The 17,922-nt window shown below is 60.1% G+C and carries 17 protein-coding genes; 12 read left to right on the forward strand and 5 right to left on the reverse strand.

Annotation, left to right across the window (positions count from 1 at the left end):
* Nucleotides 1–49 precede the first annotated feature (49 nt).
* Genes ACYUCQ_RS14730 through ACYUCQ_RS14740 form a run of 3 tightly spaced genes read right to left on the reverse strand, consistent with a single transcriptional unit; the run spans nt 50 to nt 2,740 of the window.
* Nucleotides 50–622 (reverse strand): Smr/MutS family protein, encoded by a 573-nt coding sequence (locus ACYUCQ_RS14730; protein ID WP_460255342.1) that lies wholly within the window; start codon nt 620–622, stop codon nt 50–52.
* Nucleotides 600–1,322, reverse strand: a complete 723-nt coding sequence (locus tag ACYUCQ_RS14735) for a LutC/YkgG family protein (protein ID WP_460255311.1) — start codon at nt 1,320–1,322, stop codon at nt 600–602. The genes ACYUCQ_RS14730 and ACYUCQ_RS14735 overlap by 23 nt, the downstream gene beginning before the upstream one ends.
* Nucleotides 1,319–2,740 carry a lactate utilization protein B gene (locus tag ACYUCQ_RS14740; RefSeq protein WP_460255312.1) on the reverse strand — a complete coding sequence of 474 codons (1,422 nt, stop codon included), beginning with the start codon at nt 2,738–2,740 and terminating at the stop codon, nt 1,319–1,321. Before ACYUCQ_RS14740 ends, ACYUCQ_RS14735 begins: the two co-directional genes overlap by 4 nt.
* Before the next feature lie 196 nt (nt 2,741–2,936).
* Here ACYUCQ_RS14740 and ACYUCQ_RS14745 point away from each other — a divergent pair, with 196 nt between their 5' ends.
* The 12 genes from ACYUCQ_RS14745 to ACYUCQ_RS14800 are packed head-to-tail and all read left to right on the forward strand — an operon-like array spanning nt 2,937 to nt 14,539.
* A complete protein-coding gene (locus ACYUCQ_RS14745; RefSeq protein ID WP_460255313.1) occupies nt 2,937–3,305 on the forward strand; it encodes an ArsR/SmtB family transcription factor in 369 nt (122 codons plus the stop codon).
* The gene (locus ACYUCQ_RS14750) at nt 3,302–3,826 is read left to right on the forward strand and encodes an arsenate reductase ArsC (protein WP_460255314.1); all 525 of its coding nucleotides are present in this window, start codon (nt 3,302–3,304) and stop codon (nt 3,824–3,826) included. Before ACYUCQ_RS14745 ends, ACYUCQ_RS14750 begins: the two co-directional genes overlap by 4 nt.
* Entirely contained in the window at nt 3,823–4,245 is a 423-nt protein-coding gene (gene arsC / locus ACYUCQ_RS14755; RefSeq protein ID WP_460255315.1) for an arsenate reductase (glutaredoxin), read from the forward strand. Before ACYUCQ_RS14750 ends, arsC begins: the two co-directional genes overlap by 4 nt.
* 37 nt (nt 4,246–4,282) lie before the next feature.
* Nucleotides 4,283–5,590, forward strand: a complete 1,308-nt coding sequence (locus ACYUCQ_RS14760; RefSeq protein WP_460255316.1) for an arsenic transporter — start codon at nt 4,283–4,285, stop codon at nt 5,588–5,590.
* A 4-nt stretch (nt 5,591–5,594) separates the two neighbouring features.
* Entirely contained in the window at nt 5,595–6,287 is a 693-nt protein-coding gene (arsH, locus tag ACYUCQ_RS14765) for an arsenical resistance protein ArsH (RefSeq protein ID WP_460255317.1), read from the forward strand.
* A gap of 45 nt (nt 6,288–6,332) precedes the next feature.
* Entirely contained in the window at nt 6,333–7,868 is a 1,536-nt protein-coding gene (murJ, locus tag ACYUCQ_RS14770) for a murein biosynthesis integral membrane protein MurJ (RefSeq protein WP_460255318.1), read from the forward strand.
* 42 nt (nt 7,869–7,910) lie between these two features.
* Nucleotides 7,911–8,909: a tryptophan--tRNA ligase gene (gene trpS / locus ACYUCQ_RS14775; RefSeq protein ID WP_460255319.1), complete on the forward strand. Its 999-nt coding sequence runs from the start codon at nt 7,911–7,913 to the stop codon at nt 8,907–8,909.
* Entirely contained in the window at nt 8,906–10,561 is a 1,656-nt protein-coding gene (locus ACYUCQ_RS14780; RefSeq protein ID WP_460255320.1) for an ABC transporter substrate-binding protein, read from the forward strand. The genes trpS and ACYUCQ_RS14780 overlap by 4 nt, the downstream gene beginning before the upstream one ends.
* An 8-nt stretch (nt 10,562–10,569) precedes the next feature.
* Nucleotides 10,570–11,571 (forward strand): ABC transporter permease, encoded by a 1,002-nt coding sequence (locus tag ACYUCQ_RS14785; protein ID WP_460255343.1) that lies wholly within the window; start codon nt 10,570–10,572, stop codon nt 11,569–11,571.
* A gap of 2 nt (nt 11,572–11,573) precedes the next feature.
* Entirely contained in the window at nt 11,574–12,548 is a 975-nt protein-coding gene (locus ACYUCQ_RS14790; RefSeq protein ID WP_460255321.1) for an ABC transporter permease, read from the forward strand.
* A complete protein-coding gene (locus ACYUCQ_RS14795) occupies nt 12,549–13,553 on the forward strand; it encodes an ABC transporter ATP-binding protein (protein ID WP_460255322.1) in 1,005 nt (334 codons plus the stop codon). It abuts the gene before it with no gap.
* Complete coding sequence (locus tag ACYUCQ_RS14800) at nt 13,550–14,539, forward strand: ABC transporter ATP-binding protein (RefSeq protein WP_460255323.1); 990 nt, start codon at nt 13,550–13,552, stop codon at nt 14,537–14,539. Before ACYUCQ_RS14795 ends, ACYUCQ_RS14800 begins: the two co-directional genes overlap by 4 nt.
* On the opposite strand, the gene bcp is transcribed toward ACYUCQ_RS14800, so the two are convergent.
* Nucleotides 14,536–15,003, reverse strand: coding sequence for a thioredoxin-dependent thiol peroxidase (gene bcp, locus ACYUCQ_RS14805; RefSeq protein ID WP_460255324.1), 468 nt, complete (start codon nt 15,001–15,003; stop codon nt 14,536–14,538). The genes ACYUCQ_RS14800 and bcp overlap by 4 nt on opposite strands.
* Nucleotides 15,000–17,918 carry a bifunctional [glutamine synthetase] adenylyltransferase/[glutamine synthetase]-adenylyl-L-tyrosine phosphorylase gene (locus ACYUCQ_RS14810; protein WP_460255325.1) on the reverse strand — a complete coding sequence of 973 codons (2,919 nt, stop codon included), beginning with the start codon at nt 17,916–17,918 and terminating at the stop codon, nt 15,000–15,002. Before ACYUCQ_RS14810 ends, bcp begins: the two co-directional genes overlap by 4 nt.
* Nucleotides 17,919–17,922 lie beyond the last annotated feature (4 nt).

The following is a 17,922-nucleotide window of genomic DNA, read 5'->3' on the forward strand; positions in this document are numbered from 1 at the left end:
TTGGTTTAGATTGAATCTGTCGATTCAACCTAAACCAATATTGATCTCATCATTCAGCCCGATGACGACGGATCAAGACGCGGATTGCGCCGGGATTATTCGGGTGGGGATGGCTGAGCGCTAAAATCCGCTCGCGTAATCCTGGCTCATTGAGCCAGCGCGGCACGTCGCGGCGCAGCACGCCCTGAAACCCCTCGGCACCGCGTGGGCCGCTGCCGGTGACGATTTCGACACAGCGTTCGCCGCGCGCGGCGGCGCCTTCGATCAAGGCAATCACCGCCGGATGGGCGCGCGCGACCGTCATGCCGTGCAAATCCAGCGTGCGGGTGGGCGCGATGCGTCCGGTGCGAAATCGTTGCCAACTGCCCCGATCAAGCCCAGCCGGCACCGCGCCGACATTGATTTTATGCAAGACCGCCCGGTGCTTGGGCGCGGGAGCCGGCGTTGTTAGGACTGGCGCGCTGGGGGCTGGCGCGGGGGGGGGTGGCGCGGTGGGGGGTGCGGGCGGGATCGTTGGCACGGCGCGGCCTGGCAAAGGCCGCACCGTCGCGGCGTAGAGCGCCCAAATTGCTTGATCGACAGCCCGATCCGACGCTGACTTACCCCGTCGCGGCGGTCGCATCGTCACCGATCAGCACGATATGCAAGCGCCGGGGGCCGTGTGCGCCGAGTTCGAGGGTGCGTTCGATATCCGCCGAGCGCGAGGGGCCGGTCACCAACATCACGTTGCGCGGCATCCCATGATGGTGCGGGGCCCCCGCCGCTCGTAGCGCATCGAACGCGTCCTCATAGGGTCCGAACAGGCGCGCAGTATCGAGGGCGACGATGGCAGTGTCGGGCAGTAGATTGAGTGTGGTGGGCGTTGTCGCGTCCGAGGGCAGCAGCAAGGTGCCGGTTTCGGCGATGCCGGCGAACCCCTCTTGGATCGAGACCAGATCGCTCGGCTCGGCGCGACCGAACCGCATCTCGATCATTTCCTGCCCCCAATCAATGGCTTGCAACGCCGGGTGCGGGGCAGCGACAGCGCGCATCGGCAAATTCTGGGCCCGCACATAATCGGCAACGGCGCGGGGCAGTTCGGCGCGGGTGGGAATTTGCGCCACGGTGCAAAATTCGCGGATGGCATTGGCGGTAAACAGCGCGATCAGACCGGCATGATCGAGTGCGGTGCGCGCCGGAATAATGTGCCGTGGATGCGCGATCATGCGCCCGCGCAGCATCGCCGCCTGATCCTCGGGCAGCGCGCCTCGGCGCAGCCCGTGACGAATGGCACTGAGAATCGCGGCGCGCTGATGCGCCTGATCGGCCTTTGCGCCGCTCACGCGCCACGCTCCTGCCGCGCTAAGCGGGCAAAAAATGTCTCGCCCTCCGGCGCGGGCATGTCACGATCCCGCGTCCACGCACCCGCGAGGGGCAGCCAGCGGAAGCGCCCGGATTTTCGCCCTAAAATGCCCAATCCCCAGGCGCTCAGGCGCGTGACCATCCGATACAGGGTAGGGCGGCGCGCCATGAAGGCCCACACACCCAACCCATAGCGCATCGGCGTTGGGGTTAAATGCCGTTCAAATTCGCGCTCGCGCCAATGGCGCATCAAGCCGGTGAGGGGGATTTTCACCGGGCAGACAGTTTCGCATTTGCCGCAAAAGGTCGAGGCGTTGGGCAGTAAATGTCCTTGATCCAGGCCGAAAATCGCGGGCGTCAGCACCGAGCCCATCGGCCCTGAATACATCGAGCCATAGGCATGCCCGCCGACCGAGAGATAGACCGGGCAATGGTTCATGCAGGCCGAGCAGCGAATGCAGCGCAGCATATCCTGAAATTCGCCGCCGATCATGTTTGAGCGGCCATTATCGAGCAGCACGACGTGATAGTCGCTGGGTCCATCCAGATCGGTCGCGCGGGCGGGGCCGGTGGAGAAGGTGGTGTAGACCGAAAATTCCTGCCCGGTGGCGGAGCGCGCGAGCACGCGCAGCAGCGACAGCGTATCCTCGATGGTCGGCACGATTTTTTCGATACTGGCGAGCACGATATGCACGCGCGGCATGGTTTGGGTTAGATCGCCATTGCCCTCATTGGTGACGATCACCGAGGAGCCGGTTTCAGCGATCAGAAAATTCGCGCCCGTGATCCCCACATCGGCGGCGATAAATTTCTCCCGCAGCACCGCGCGCGCTTCGGCTTGGATGTCGCGCTTTTCGGCGAACACCCGGTCCGGGTCGAGATGAGTGTGGGCTTTGCGGAAACTCGCCTCCCAATCTTCGCGATTAAGGTGAAAAGCCGGGCCGATAATATGGCTCGGCGCTTCCTCGCGCAGTTGCAAAATATATTCGCCCAAATCGGTCTCGATGGGCGCCACGCCGTTTTCGGCGAGATAGTCATTCAGGGCGATCTCCTCGGAGATCATTGATTTGCCCTTGGTCACGGTTTTGGCGCCGACGGCCTGGCAAATCGCGAGAATCTGCGCGCGCGCATCCGCTGCGGTGCGCGCCCAATGCACCACGCCCCCTTGCGCCTCGACCATGGCGGCGTAGTGCTCAAGATAGAAATCGAGATGGGCGAGGCTGTGATCCTTGATCGCCTTGGCGGTATCACGCAGCGCTTCGAATTCCGGCAATTTCGCGACCGCATTCGCCCGCACCTGCGCGAAGGGTTTTTTCGCGCGCCCCAACGCCCGTTGCAGCCCTGGGTCATGCAAGGCGGTGGCGACATTTTCGCTGAAAGCCGGGCTGGTATTTTGCATCTGATACTCCTCGAGCGAGAATACGCCACAAGCTGGTTTTGCAAAAGTGGCCTTGTTGCGTCGGGCGAGCCAATCGACTAAAGGACGACTATTCGATAAATATCGAATAGTCGTTGGGATGAAGAAGATTAGGTTGAAGAAGATTAGGTTGAAGAAGATTAGGTTGGTGGGAAAGCGATAATATGAAAGCGATGATATGAGCGATTCGTCGTTGCCGGATCCAAGTTGGACGGTGGCCGCTTTGTCCGCACTGGCCCATGAGCATCGGCTCGCGGCTTTTCGCCGCTTGGTCGAAGCCGGGCCGGCGGGGCTGAATGCGGGTGATCTCGCCAACGCCATGGCGCTGGCCCCCTCCAGCCTGACCTTTCATTTGCAAGCGTTGCTGCATGCCGGGCTGATTACCCAGCGTCGCGCGAGCCGCCATGTGATTTACGCCGCCGATTTCACCGCGATGAACGGATTGGTTGGCTATTTGCTGCAAAATTGCTGCGGGCGTGATGGGGCGTGCCTCCTCGCCTGCGATCCTGCCCCTATGATGTGCCACCCGGAGCGACAATCCGCATGACCGATCAGCCCCTCAATGTTTTATTTTTATGCACCGGCAATTCCGCCCGCAGCATCATGGCGGAACGGCTCATCGAGCGCTGGGGCGGCACGTCGTTTAGAGGCTTTTCCGCCGGAAGCCATCCGAAAGGTGTCGTGCATCCTCTCGCGCTGCGCACCTTGGCCGATGCCGGGTTTCCAACCGATGGGTTGCGCTCGAAATCATGGGACGAGTTTGCGCAGCCGCAGGCCCCGGTGATGGATTTTGTGTTTACCGTTTGCGACGATGCCGCCGGCGAGATTTGCCCGGTCTGGCCGGGTCAGCCGATTACCGCGCATTGGGGTGTGCCTGATCCCGCCGCCGTCACTGGCAGCGAGATGGCATGTGCGGCGGCCTTCCGCTTGGCGTTCCGCATGCTTGAAACCCGGATCAAGCTGTTTGTGTCGCTCCCGCTCAACAAGCTGGAGCGGATCTCGCTCATTCGCCGGGTGCAGGAGATTGGCCGAACGGCTCCTGATCCCTCAGCCGGGAGCGCTGCATGACCGTCACGATTTATCATAATCCGGCCTGCGGCACTTCGCGCAATGTGCTGGCGCTGATCCGCAATGCTGGCATTGAACCCACGATCATCGAGTATTTGCGCACCCCGCCGAGCCGGGCGGTGCTGCGCGATTTGATCGCCCGGATGGACATGAAGGTGCGTGCCGTGCTGCGCGAGAAAGGCACGCCCTATGATGAACTGGGCTTGGGTCATCCTGGACTGTCCGATGATGAATTGCTCGATGCGATGATGGCGCATCCGATCCTGATCAATCGCCCAATCGTGGTCACGCCCCTGGGCGTTAAACTTTGCCGCCCCTCGGAGGCGGTGCTGTCGCTCCTATCGGCGCCGCAGCGCGGTGCTTTTGCCAAAGAAGACGGTGACATCGTGGTCGATGCGGATGGCCGCGTGCTGAAATAACCGCGCTTCATTTCCCATACTCTCCAGGAGCGAAAACATGTTGGCTCTCGCGATTTTTATCGCCACGCTGGTGCTGGTGATCTGGCAGCCGCGCGGATTGGGCATTGGCTGGAGTGCAACGGGCGGGGCGATCATTGATCTGGCCCTGGGTGTGATCCATTGGCGCAATATTCCGGTGGTCTGGCATATTGTTTGGAACGCAACCTTCACCTTCGTGGCGCTGATTATTATTTCGCTGCTGCTCGATGAAGCCGGCCTATTTCGCTGGGCGGCATTGCATGTGGCGCGCTGGGGGCGGGGCAGGGGCCGGCTGTTGCTGCCCTTGATCGTGCTGCTGGGGGCGGCGATTGCGGCGTTTTTCGCCAATGATGGCGCGGCCTTGCTGCTCACCCCGATTGTGATGGCGATTCTGCTCAGTCTGGATTTTCCGCCGCGAGCTTCGCTCGCGTTCATTATTGCAACTGGCTTTGTCGCGGATACCACCAGCCTGCCATTCGTGATTTCCAATCTGGTGAATATTGTGAGTGCGAATTTCTTTGGAATCAGCTTCAATCGCTACGCGGTGGTGATGCTGCCGATTGATGTGGTGTCGCTGCTCGCAACCCTCGCGGTGCTGGGGATTTTGTACCGCCGCACCGCCGATCGGCGCTACGATGTTGCCGTCTTGCAAGCGCCTGATTCGGCCATCCGTGATCGGCTAGTGTTTCGTGCCGCTTGGCCGGTGCTGCTGGTTTTGCTCCTGGCCTATTTCGTCTCAGCGCCGCTCGGCGTGCCGGTCTCGTTCGTGACCATTATCGGGGCGGCGATTTTACTGCTCCTGGCTGCGCGGACCTTCGGCGGTGGTGCGCGGATTATCCCGATTGGTCAGGTGCTGCGCGGCGCACCGTGGCAGGTGGTGATTTTCAGCCTGGGGATGTATTTGGTGGTGTATGGTCTGCGCAATGCAGGGCTGACACTTTATATTGCCGATGCGCTGCGGCTGTTTGCCCGCCATGGCATTTGGGCCGCCTCAATCGGCACGGGATTTCTCGCGGCGATTCTCTCCTCGATCATGAATAACATGCCGAGCGTGCTGGTGGGCGCGCTGGCGATCAATCAATTGCCCCATGTTTCGCCGCAAATTCATGACGCCATGGTGTATGCCAATGTGATTGGCTGCGATCTCGGCCCGAAATTCACCCCGATTGGCAGCCTTGCGACCTTGCTCTGGCTGCATGTGCTCTCACAAAAGGGCACCAAAATCAGCTGGGGTCAGTATATGCGCATCGGCTTGCTGATCACCCCGCCGGTGCTGCTGGTCACGCTCGCAGCACTTGCATTATGGCTACCAATCCTTGGTAAATGATTGCATGGATGATTTCCCCGCCTTGAGACCTGACTTGCTCCATGCGCCTGACTTGGCGCGGCTTGAGCCTGCGCAGCGTGCGACGCATAAGCCACGCGTGCTGCTGCTTTATGGTTCGCTGCGCGAACGCTCTTATTCGCGCCTGCTGTGCGAGGAGGCGGCGCGGTTGCTCGATTTGATGGGGGCTGAGGTTAAAATATTTGACCCGCATGACCTGCCGGTCGCGAATGCCGTGCCGCCCGATCATCCGAAAGTGCAGGAATTGCGGGCCTTATCGCTGTGGTCGGAGGCGCAGGTTTGGTGCAGCCCGGAGGTGCATGGCGCCATTACCGGTGTCATGAAAAATCAGATCGATTGGATCCCGCTGGAAATCGGCGCGGTGCGGCCCACCCAAGGCCGGGTGCTCGCGGTGATGCAGGTTTCCGGCGGCTCGCAAAGTTTCAATGCCGTTAACACCTTGCGTTTGCTGGGCCGCTGGATGCGCATGGTGGTGATACCCAACCAATCCAGCGTGGCCAAGGCCTATGAGCAATTTGATGCGGACGGGCGCATGCTGGCTTCGGCTTATTATGATCGTGTAGTCGATGTGATGGAGGAATTGCTGCGCTTTACCTGGCTGCTGCGCGATCGGGCCGATTATCTGGTCGAACGCTATAGCGAGCGCAAAGCAGCCGCCCCGGATATTGCGGCGCTTTAACCGGCGGACTCGCCGCGACCGCGCACCGGCGCTACAGGAGGCCGGATGATTCGCAACGCCCTGACCATTGGCTTTTGGACGCTCGGCAGCCGCGTGCTGGGCTTTGTGCGCGATATTATGATTGCGGCCTTGCTGGGTGCGGGGCCGGCGGCTGACGCGTTTTTCGTCGCCTTACGCCTGCCCAATTTGTTTCGCCGGCTGTTTGGCGAGGGGGCGTTCTCGGCGGCTTTCGTGCCAGCCTATACCAGCCGCCTGACCGGCGAGGGGGATCAGGCCGCGACGGCGCTGGCTGAAGAGGTCGGCTCAATTTTAACGATTTTTCTCCTCGGTTTGATGCTACTGGGTTTGGCCTTGATGCCCTGGTTGCTCGACGGGCTGGCCCCTGGTTTTCGCGCGGAGCCGGCGAAATTTCAGCTCGCGGTTCGCCTGTCGCGGATCACCTTCCCCTATCTCTGGCTGATTTGCCTCTGCGCCTTGTTCGGCGGGATTCTGAATGCGCGGGGCCGGTTTACCGCTGCCGCTGCGGCGCCGATTCTGTTCAATCTCTGCCTGATTGGCGCTTTGCTGGTCCAGCACTTCTGGGGTGGCCCGGTTGCGCAGGACTTGGCCTATGGCGTGGCCTTGGCCGGGATTGTGCAGCTTGTGTTGCTGGCGCGTGCGCTGGTGCGCGCAGGGGGCGCGATCCGGCTGCGCTGGCCGCGCCTGACGCCGGGGGCGCGCATCGTGCTGCGGCGTCTTGGTCCGGGCTTGATTGGCGCTGGGGTGACCCAGCTCAACCTGACGGTGGATACGATTATCGCGTCCTTGCTGCCCAATGGCACGGTTTCGGTGCTTTATTACGCGGATCGGGTCAATCAATTGCCGCTCGGCGTGATTGGCGTGGCGCTATCCACCACTTTATTGCCTGCCCTCACCCGGCATTTTCGCCGGAATGAGCCTGAGGCCGCGCGGTCAAGCTTGAACCGTGCGATTGAGGTTGGCGCGGTGCTGACCTTGCCCGCCGCGACGGCGCTTGCGGTGATTGGTTTGCCGATTATGCGCGGCTTGTTCGATCATGGCGCTTATACCGCGAGCGATGCGGCGCGCAGTGCCGGGGCGCTCGCGGCCTATGCGGCGGGGCTGCCGGCCTTTGTGCTGGTCAAATTATTGTCGCCCGGATTTTTTGCGCGTGGCGATACCAAGACCCCGGTTTGGATCGGGTTGATCGCTGTGGCGGTCAATCTTGGCTTTAATCTGGCGTTGATGCACCCGCTGCAGCAGGTGGGAATCGCTCTGTCCACCAGTATCGCCGCTTGGGTCAATTTTGCGCTATTGGCATATTTCCTGTCGCGCAAGGGTGATTTCAAGATCGATCAACGCTTGCGCAGCCGGAGTTGGCGCATTGTTATGGCGTGCTTGGCGATGGCGGTGATTTTAGGGCTGCTCAACGCGGTGCTCACCGGCACCATGCCCAAGCTGTTGCTCCTGACTTTATTGGTGGCGAGCGGCGCGATCAGTTTTGGCCTGTGTGGCATGGCGCTGGGCGCGTTTTACCCGCGCGAGCTGCGCGAAATGCTCCGCCGCCCGGCAAAACCCGCCTGATCCAATCTTGACCGCGCAGGGTTGACTGAGCGAATACAGCCTATGGCACGCATATTTTCAGGCATCCAACCCACCGGCATCGCCCATCTGGGCAATTATCTTGGCGCCATTCGCAACTGGGTGGCGCTGCAAAATGGCAATGAGGGTATTTATTGCCTGGTCGATTTGCACGCGCTTACGGTCTGGGTTGATCCGGGCGCGCTGCGCGCGCAAACCCGCACCAATGCCGCCTTGCTGATCGCCTGCGGGATTGACCCGGCGCGGAGCATTTTGTTCAACCAATCGGCCGTGCATGCCCATGCGCGGCTCGCCTGGATTTTTAATTGTGTGGCGCGCTTTGGCTGGCTGAACCGGATGACACAATTCAAAGACAAGGCGGGCAAAGATCGTGAAGCGGTGTCCACCGGCTTGTTTGTTTATCCCAACCTGATGGCTGCCGATATTTTGGCCTATCATGCCACCGAAGTGCCGGTGGGCGATGATCAAAGCCAGCATCTCGAACTGGCGAACGACATCGCGCAGAAATTCAATCATGATTACGGGGTGGAATTCTTCCCGACCATCACACCCCGGATCATGAAGGCGAGTGCGCGGATTATGAGCCTGCGCGACGGGCAAAAGAAAATGTCCAAGTCCGATCCATCCGATCAAAGCCGGATCAATCTGACCGACAATGCGGATACGATTGCGCAAAAAATCCGCCGTGCGAAAACCGATCCTGAACCGTTGCCCGGTTCGGAAGAGGGCTTGGCGCACCGGCCTGAAGCGCAAAATCTGGTTGGTATTTATGCGACATTGGCGGATCAAACGGTGGCCGAGGTGCTGCGCAGCCATGAGGGCAAAGGCTTTGGTCCGTTCAAGGAGAGCTTGACCGAATTGGTCGAAAGCGTGGTGCGCCCGATTGCTGAGGCGACGCAGCGGATCGAACAAGATGCTGGCGAAATCGACCGGATTTTACGCAACGGTGCAGACCGCGCCGCCGCGATTGCGGACCCGATTGTCACCGAGGCTGAAAAAATCGTTGGGTTTTTGCAGCCGTGATCAAACGCTTTCTGGTTTTAGCTTTGCTGCTGGCCGGCATGGCCACCGCGCAGGCGGCACCGGCGGGCTATGGCGGCACGTTGCGTATGGTCACCGTTTCCGCCTCAGGCACGTTTGATCCGCAGGTGAATTATACGCTCCGCTACGCAGAGCTCTTTCAAATGCTCTATGACGGCTTGGTCACTTTTGCCAAAACCGGCGGGCCGCAATCAGTGACCATCGTTCCTGATTTGGCGACCGCCGTGCCGGTGCCGACCGATCACGGCCTGACCTATCAATTTACGCTGCGCACCGGGATAAAATTCTCGAATGGCGAGACGGTGACCACCGCTGCGGTGGTGCATTCATTTCGCCGCCTGTTCAAGGTTAACAGCCCCAACGCCGGCACGTGGTATGATGTGATTGTTGGGGGTCGCCGCTGCCTCGCGCATCCGCATAGCTGCAAATTGCAAGGGCTCGTTGCTGATCCTGCAACCAACAGCATCATTTTTCATCTCCGCCATCCTGATGCCGAGTTTCTTGATCAATTGGCGCTGGGTTTCGCCGCCATTTTGCCGGTGAACACGCCCGACCATGATATGGGCACAACCCCAATCCCCGGCACCGGGGCTTATGCGGTTAAATCCTACGATCCATCGACCGGCTTGGTGATGGTGCGCAACCCATATTTCCATCAATGGAGCGTGTTGGCGCAGCCGAAGGGTTTTCCCAATGTTATTACCTATCGCTTTGGCTTGTCAGCGGAATCGCAAGTCACCGCCATTGAGAATGGCCAGTATGACTGGATGTTTGAGGATGTGCCGGCTGACCGCCTGAACGAGATTGCGACCAAATACACCAAGCAAGTGCATATCACGCCGACAAATTGGACGGTTTATGTGCCGATGAATGTCAATATTCCGCCGTTTAACAATAAGGATGCACGCCTAGCGGTTGAATATGCGATGAACCGTGAATCGGCGGTTAAACTTGCCGGTGGCAATCGGCTGGCGATCCCGACCTGTGTGACCTTGCCGCCGAAAATGCCGGGCTACAGCCCGTATTGTCCTTTTACCAAAAATCCAGGCAAAAATTGGACCGCGCCCGACTGGCGGCTGGCACGGCACTATATGAAAAAATCAGGGATGATCGGTCAGAAAGTGACTGTCATCACCTCGCTGCAAGCGCCTTATCGGCAAATCGGCGTCTATACGCAGGATGTGTTGAACCGGCTTGGCTTTAAAGCCAGCGTCAAGGCGATTTCACCAAATATCGATTTTACCTATATCCAAAACACCAATAATCACGTGCAAATTTCAATCACCGATTGGGCGCAGGATTATCCTGCGCCGTCAGATTTCTTGAATGTGCTCTATTCGTGCAATTCTTTTCATCGCGGCTCGGATAGCTCGATCAATATTTCGGGCTTTTGTGATCCGGCCATTGATGCCGAGATGGCCAAAGCTGAGCGGGTTTCCTTGAAGCATCCAAACCAAGCCAACCTGCTTTGGGGCCATATCGATCATCAAATTACCCGCCGCGCCGCTGCGGTCAATTTATTTTCGTTCGAGCGGCTTGATTTTGTCTCCGCCCGCTTGCGAAATTTCCAATTCAGCGGCGAATATTTCTTTCTGCCGCAACTGGCCCAAATCAAACCCAAAGTCCAACCATGAGCACCAGCATGACCGAGGAGAAGCAACGTCCCGCTCAAGGCTATTGGGCGTTGGCCCTGCGCAAATTGGTGCGCAATCGCTCGGCGATGATTTCGGTGCTGGTGCTGGTGTTGATTGTGCTGTGCTGTTTGAGTGCGCCTTGGTATGCGCAGCATGTTTCTCATACCGACCCATTCCAATCGAACTTGTCAGGCACGGTGCTGCGCCATGGTCAAAAGGTCGAGGTGCTTGGGCCTGCCGATAATCCGTTGAAGTTGGGCATCGAGCCGATTGGCCCGAGCTGGCGTTTTGGCCCTTATATGCTGGGTGCGGATCAACAAGGGCGCGATGTTGCCGCGCGCTTGCTGTATGGCGGGCAAAACTCTCTGCTGATTTCAAGCATCGCCGCCATCGTCACGCTGGTCCTGGCTGGTCTCACCGGCATCATCGCTGGGTTTTTCGGTGGCTTTATCGATGCCGCCATCACCTGGGCGCTCGATGCGTTATGGGCTTTTCCGGTATTCTTGTTGGCCATTTCACTCTCAGTGGTGCTGATCGCCCATGGGCTTGATATCGGGCCTCTGCGTCTTGATGCATCGAGCCTGGCGCTGCCAATTACCATTATCGGCATCATCTACGTGCCCTATGTCGCGCGGCCCATTCGCGCCACGGTAATGACGCTCCGGCAAAGCGAATTTGTGCTCGCTGCCATCGGCATCGGGGCCTCGCCGTGGCGCATTGTTTGGCGGGATATTGTGCCAAACGTCATTTCAACGATTATTGTGTTTGCGCCGCTGATCATCGCGCTCAATTTGCTGACCGAAGCCGCCTTGTCGTTCTTGTCGATCGGGGTGCAGGCCCCGGCGGCAAGTTGGGGCACGATTATCCATGATGGTGAAAGCCTGATCTATACTCGCCCGATCGTCGCGATTGCGCCGGGTCTGCTGATCGTTATCACCGTGATCGCCTTGAATATTCTCGGCGATGGGTTGCGCGATGCGCTCGATCCGCGCGCGAAATTGAGGCTTTAATCATGCTCAGTGCCATTATTCGCCGTCTGATCCATATGATTGCCGTGTTATTCGGCATTTCGGTGCTGGTGTTTTTGATCTTCTTTGCGACACCGGGTGCCAACCCGGCGGCGCGCATCGCTGGCCGCAATGCCTCACCGCAAACCATCGCGCGGGTCGAGCGGCAATTTGGCCTGAACAAGCCGCTGCCGGTGCAGTATGGGCTGATGATGAAAAAGCTGTTCATCACCCAAAATCTGACGTCCTTCGTCAATCTCGGTGAAAAAGTCGTTCCACAAGTGTTTCGGGCTGCCCCGATTACCTTGTCCTTGGTAACCGGGGCGGCGGTGATTTGGATTGGCTTTTCCGTGGTTATCGGCCTGCTCGCGGCGGCGTTCCGCGATACGTTCATCGACCGGCTATTAATGATCCTGTCCTTGATTGGCATTTCCATGCCGGTATTCTGGGTCGCGACCATGGCTAATCTGATCACTCAGGGCCGGTTTCACCATAGCTGGCTATTTTCCTGGGTGCCGCCACTCGGCTATGTGCCGTTCAGCACCTCACCGCTCGGCTGGTTCAAGGCGCTGATTATCCCTTGGTTTACGCTGGCGATTTTATATATCGGTCTCTATGCGCGGGTGCTGCGCGCAGCACTGATCGAAACGATGCAGGAAGATTATATCCGCACCGCCCGTGCCAAGGGCCTGTCCGAACGGCAGGTGCTGATCCATCACGCGCTGCGCTCAGCCATGATCGGGATCGTCACGTTGTTTGGCCTCGATTTCGGCGCATTGGTCGGTGGCGGGGCTTTGCTGACCGAGGTGGTTTTTGGGTTGCAAGGGATTGGGTATCTCACCTATCAAGCGTTGGAAACTTTGGATTTGCCAATGATTTTAGCGACCGTGATTTATGCATCGGTATTCGTGGTGATGTCCAATGCGGTGGTGGATATTCTCTATGCCGTGATCGACCCGCGTGCGCGGCAGGCTCGATAAATGAGTGATCCACAAGCTCTGCTCAGCGTGCGTGATCTCAGCGTGTCGTTTCGCACTCGTGGCGGTGTGATCCGCGCTGTGGATGGCGTTAGTTTTGATGTGTTGCCGCAACAGATTTTTGGCATCGTCGGTGAATCAGGGTCGGGCAAAAGCCTGACAATTTTATCGATCCTCAATCTAATCGGTGATCCCAACGTCATAATCGCCGGCTCGATCCGTTTTGGCGATCAAGAATTGGTTGGCGCACCGGCCCCGGTGATGCGTGGGATCCGGGGCAATAAAATCGCGATGATTTTCCAAGACCCGATGACCGCGCTCACGCCGGTGCACACCATCGGCGCGCAAATTATCGAGCAAATTCGCCAGCATCGCCCGGTTAGTGCCTCGGTTGCGCATCAGCGCATGCTCGATTTGCTCGATGCGGTCGGCATTCCTGATCCGCGCCAAACCTTCCGGCGCTATCCGCATGAGCTCTCCGGCGGTCAGCGGCAGCGCGCGGTGATTGCAATGGCGCTTTCCTGTGACCCTGCCTTGCTGCTGGCCGATGAGCCGACCACGGCGCTTGATGTCACGGTGCAGGCGCAAATCCTCGATTTGATCCGTGAATTGCGGGTGAAATTTGGCTCCTCGATCATTCTGATTACCCATAATCTCGGCGTCGTTGCCGAGGTCGCTGATCGCGTGGCGGTGATGTATTCGGGGCGGATTATCGAGCAAGCGAGCACGGCGGATTTATTCGCTGATCCCGCCCATCCGTATAGTTGGGGTTTGCTTGGTTCCATGCCGGTGCTGGATGGGCCGCGTCAACGGCTTGCAGCCATTCCCGGATTGCCGCCAGCGCTCGATAATCGGCCTCCGGGCTGCGCTTTTGCGCCGCGTTGCCGCTTTGTGCGCGCAGGCTGTGAAACAGCGCCGCCGCCGTTACGCGCCGGATTACATCCGGTGGCCTGCATCATCGATGACCAGGAACGAGCGAGCCTGCGCCAGGAGCGCCTGACCCCATGAGCAATTTGTTAGAGGTGCGTGATCTAACCAAACATTACACATCCCGCCACGGCTTTGCCGGCAAGCGCGTGGTGCGCGCCGTGAATGGCGTGTCATTGGATATCGCGCCTGGCGAAGCTTTGGGGCTGGTGGGAGAGTCGGGGTGCGGCAAATCCACGCTGGGCCGCTGCATTGCCCGGCTCTACAACGTCACCGGCGGCACCGTCACCTTTGATGGGGTCAACATCACCCGGCTCGGCGGGCGTGCGCTAAGACCGATCCGCGCTGGTTTGCAAATGATTTTCCAAGACCCCTATGCCTCGCTTAATCCGCGACGCCGGGTTGGTGAAATCATCGCAGAGCCTTTGCATGTGCATCACCGCGGCAACGCAGCGTCCATGACCGCGCGGGTCGCGAGCCTGCTGAGCGATGTCGGCCTCGGCCCTGAAGCGCTATCGCGTTTTCCCCATGAATTTTCAGGCGGCCAACGTCAGCGCATCGGCATTGCCCGCGCCTTGGCGCTTGATCCCAAGTTGATCATTGCCGATGAACCGGTCTCCGCACTCGATGTGTCGGTGCAGGCACAGATTGTTAATTTGCTCGCTGATTTGCAGCGTGATCGTGGATTGGCCTATTTGTTTATCGCCCATGATCTTGGTGTGGTTCGGCAAATCGCCGATCGGGTGGCGGTGATGTATTTGGGCGGCATTGTCGAAATCGGCCCGGTGGCCTCGGTATTTGGCAATCCGGCTCATCCCTACACCCGCGCCCTGCTTGATGCGGTGCCGGTGGCCGATCCGGCACTCACCCATCGCAACCGCATACGCCTCGCGGGCGATCCGCCCAACCCCGCCAATCCGCCCAGTGGCTGCGCGTTTCATCCGCGCTGCGCCTGGGCAACGGATGAATGCCGTGCGGTCAAGCCGGTGCGGCGGATGTTAGACGATGGCCGCGAGGTTGCCTGCCATCATCCGCTCGCAGCGCAGGTTGAGGCGCAACAAGCTTAACCCAAAGCCGTTGCAGCCTCGATCACCGCAGCGGCGTGGCCGGGCACTTTGACGTTGCGCCAAATTTGGGCGATGCGGCCATCTTTGCCGATCAGAAATGTCGAACGATCGATGCCCATATATTTCCGGCCATACATCGATTTTTCCACCCACGCGCCAAAGGCTTCAACAACATGGCCCTCAATATCAGAGGCGAGTGGAAATTTGAGGCTATATTTCTCGGCAAATTTCTCCAAAGCTGGCATCTTGTCTTTGGAAACGCCAATCACCGTCAAGCCGGTGTGACCTAAAGCGGCCAGGGCTTCCTCAAAACCGCAAGCTTCTTTGGTGCAGCCGGGTGTATCCGCTTTCGGATAAAAATAGACCACATACGGATGCCCCTTCAGTGTGGCAGCACTGACGCGGCGACCCGCCGTGGCGGGCAAGTCAAAAGCTGGAACCTTGTCACCGATTTCAACACTCATTCTGGATCTCCTTTGGTTACATCGCCAAGATAACGGGTAAATAACAGCCGAACCGCTTGCGCGTGCCGATCAAGCGTCGAAACTAACGTCGTGGTATCAGGCTCACCCAAGACCGCCAATAGCCGCTCGCGCGCGGCGCGCGGGCTGGTCTCGGAAGGGCTGGTCAAGCCGGTCAAACGCAACATCGCTTGAACGCTTCTAAACAAATGATCAGCCGCGATCAATTGATCCGCCGCCGTGCGGGGCAATATCCGTGCTTCGGCCAGATGGCGCACCGCGACGGCGGTGCGGGTTGCGAACAATTCGGGCCGCTTTGGTCCGTGGATCAGTTGCAATGCCTCCACAATGAAGCCCAGCTCCATCATCCCACCGGCGCGATGCTTCAAATCAAACCCATCACGGGCCGGCGCATCGCGCGCGAGCCGGGCGCGCATCGCGGTGGTGTCGGCACGGATGATGGCGCTCGGCTCCGGGCGCGAAAGCGCGGTGCGGATAGCGTCGGCTAACACCGGTGCGAACCCCCTTGTTGCGGCCAAGACCCTGGCGCGGGTTAGGGCAAGCCGCTCCCAGGTCCAGGATTGTTCGGCATGATAGCTGCGAAAGGCACCGAGCGAGACGGCGACCGGGCCTTTATTGCCGGAGGGGCGCAGTCGCATATCCACCGGATAAATCGGCCCATCCGCGCCCGAGGCGGTCAGCGCCGTGACCAATGATTGCGCCAGACGGGTGAAATAGCGGCCCGCGTCCAAACCGCGACCCATGGCGTCGGGCGGGTGGTCGTAAATCAGCATCAAATCCAAATCCGAACCCGGCATCATTTCCTGCGCGCCGGCCCGCCCGAGTGCGACGATGCCAAACCGGCCCTTGGGCACTTTGCCGAACCGCCTTTGATGCTCCGCCATGATGGCGGCGAGCAACGCGCCTAACACCAAACGCGCCAATTCAGCGCGCATCACGCCCGATTGATCGATATCAATGCGACCTTCGAGTGTGGCCACCGAAAGCTGGAATTCCTCGCGCCGGACGAAGCGGCGCAGAATGGTCAGATGATCTTCAAGGTCACGCGCATCGCTCAATTGTCGGCGCAATAAGGGGGCAAAATCGCGGGAGCGCTCTTCGGCGCTCAGCAGCGCATCAAGCGCGCCGGGATGATCGGCCAAATGATCGGATAAGGACGGTGCGGCACCCAACACCATCGCGAGGCGATCGAGCAAGGCGGGGTTATGCTGAAACAGGGATAAAAGCTGCACCCCGGCGCGCTGCGCGCTCAGCATGTGATCGAAGCGGCGGAAGGCCAAATCGGGATCGGGCTGGTCGCCGAGTGCGGTGATCAGCCGGGGCAAAATCCGATCGAGCAGGGTTCGCGCCCGCTCGGCCCGCAGCGCGGGGATGCTGCCATCATGCCAGGCGCGCAGCCGCTCCGCGACATGGCGGGCATCGCTAAAGCCATGGCGGGTCAGTGCTGCGGCGAAGGCGGGCGGCACGGCGCCGGCTTCGCCCGGATTGAGCGGATCGCTGGGGGGCGCATCATCGCCCGCGTCGAAAAATTCGGCGAAGGCACCATGCACCCGCTCCATTAACTGGTTCAGCCCATGGGTAAAAGCGGGCGCGTCCATGCCCATGAACCGGGCAAAATCCGCCATGCCGGTTGCGCTGGTCGGCAGGCTGTGGGTTTGCCGATCCTCGATCATTTGCAGCCGATGCTCGATCTGGCGCAGACGCCGATAGGCACCACGCAACAGCCGCGCAATATCGGCGGGCAAATGCCCGGATGCGGCGAGCGCGCGCAGGGCGGCGCATGTGCCAGGGATGCGCAAAGCCGGCTCGCGCCCGCCCCAGACCAATTCCAAGGTCTGCGCGATGAACTCAATCTCGCGAATCCCGCCGCGCCCGAGCTTCACATCGCGCCCCAAAACCACCCCGGCGCGATCATCATGGCGCTGATCGATTCGCCGTTTCATCGCGTGAATCTCCGCGATGGCGGCGAAATCGAGATGCCGGCGCCACACGAATGGGCGAATTTGTTCTAAAAATGCGGCGCCAAACGCATGATCGCCAGCCATCGGGCGCGCCTTGATATAGGCCGCACGCTCCCAGGTGCGCCCGTGACTTTCGTAATAAGTCAGCGCTGCGGCAACCGAAATGACCGGCGGTGTCGCGGCGGGGTCCGGGCGCAGCCGCAAATCCACGCGAAACACCCGGCCATTGGCGTCGGGTTCGGCGAGCAGCGGCACCAAATCGCGGGCGAGCCGGGCCATAGCGGATTGCGCGTCATCCCGGTAAACGGGAGCCGAAGGGTCAAACAGAAGGACGAGGTCGATATCGCTGGAGTAATTCAGTTCGCGGGCGCCGAGCTTGCCCATCGCGAGCACCACGAAGCAGCAGCCGCGCGCCGGATCATCGGGGTGGGGCAGGGCGATCACGCCACGTTGATGCAGCGCGTGCAGCAAATGCCGCACGGCCGCCGATACGGCGGCGTCCGCAAGGTCAGACAAGGCGCGCGTGACGGTTTCAACGCGCCATGTGCCGGTCAGGTCAGCGAGGGCAATCGCCAACCCCGCGCGGCGCTTGGCTTTGCGCAAATTCGCCGCGATCAGCGGTCGCGCGGCCCCCGGATCGAGGCGGGCCAAGGCGGCGATTTCCTGCGCCATCACCGCATCGGCCCCGGCACTGAGGCCCCGCTTGAGGCTGCCTGGCCCCAGCAGGCGGAGCATAATATCCGGCTCGCGCAGGGCCAGCATCGCGAGATACGGGGCGTTGCCACCAAGGGCGGCCAGCGCCGCCGCGCCGCGCCGGCTATGGGCGAACAGCTGCGCTTTTTGGCCAAGGCCAGCAAATGCCTCGATCAAGCGCGTGGCACCTGCCGGATCGCTGGGTTCGGGGAAGGCACGCGCCGCGTCCGTGATGCGTTTCATCGTC

The organism is Acidiphilium sp. MT5 (assembly GCF_054767495.1).

Excerpts from the sequence above, each read along its gene's own strand:
- ACYUCQ_RS14730 (WP_460255342.1), bottom strand. The coding sequence starts at position 622 with ATGCGACCGCCGCGACGGGGTAAGTCAGCGTCGGATCGGGCTGTCGAT.
- ACYUCQ_RS14740 (WP_460255312.1), bottom strand. The coding sequence starts at position 2,740 with ATGCAAAATACCAGCCCGGCTTTCAGCGAAAATGTCGCCACCGCCTTG.
- ACYUCQ_RS14745 (WP_460255313.1), top strand. The coding sequence starts at position 2,937 with ATGAGCGATTCGTCGTTGCCGGATCCAAGTTGGACGGTGGCCGCTTTG.
- ACYUCQ_RS14750 (WP_460255314.1), top strand. The coding sequence starts at position 3,302 with ATGACCGATCAGCCCCTCAATGTTTTATTTTTATGCACCGGCAATTCC.
- arsC (WP_460255315.1), top strand. The coding sequence starts at position 3,823 with ATGACCGTCACGATTTATCATAATCCGGCCTGCGGCACTTCGCGCAAT.
- ACYUCQ_RS14760 (WP_460255316.1), top strand. The coding sequence starts at position 4,283 with ATGTTGGCTCTCGCGATTTTTATCGCCACGCTGGTGCTGGTGATCTGG.
- arsH (WP_460255317.1), top strand. The coding sequence starts at position 5,595 with ATGGATGATTTCCCCGCCTTGAGACCTGACTTGCTCCATGCGCCTGAC.
- murJ (WP_460255318.1), top strand. The coding sequence starts at position 6,333 with ATGATTCGCAACGCCCTGACCATTGGCTTTTGGACGCTCGGCAGCCGC.
- trpS (WP_460255319.1), top strand. The coding sequence starts at position 7,911 with ATGGCACGCATATTTTCAGGCATCCAACCCACCGGCATCGCCCATCTG.
- ACYUCQ_RS14785 (WP_460255343.1), top strand. The coding sequence starts at position 10,570 with ATGACCGAGGAGAAGCAACGTCCCGCTCAAGGCTATTGGGCGTTGGCC.
- ACYUCQ_RS14790 (WP_460255321.1), top strand. The coding sequence starts at position 11,574 with ATGCTCAGTGCCATTATTCGCCGTCTGATCCATATGATTGCCGTGTTA.
- ACYUCQ_RS14795 (WP_460255322.1), top strand. The coding sequence starts at position 12,549 with ATGAGTGATCCACAAGCTCTGCTCAGCGTGCGTGATCTCAGCGTGTCG.
- ACYUCQ_RS14800 (WP_460255323.1), top strand. The coding sequence starts at position 13,550 with ATGAGCAATTTGTTAGAGGTGCGTGATCTAACCAAACATTACACATCC.
- bcp (WP_460255324.1), bottom strand. The coding sequence starts at position 15,003 with ATGAGTGTTGAAATCGGTGACAAGGTTCCAGCTTTTGACTTGCCCGCC.
- ACYUCQ_RS14810 (WP_460255325.1), bottom strand. The coding sequence starts at position 17,918 with ATGAAACGCATCACGGACGCGGCGCGTGCCTTCCCCGAACCCAGCGAT.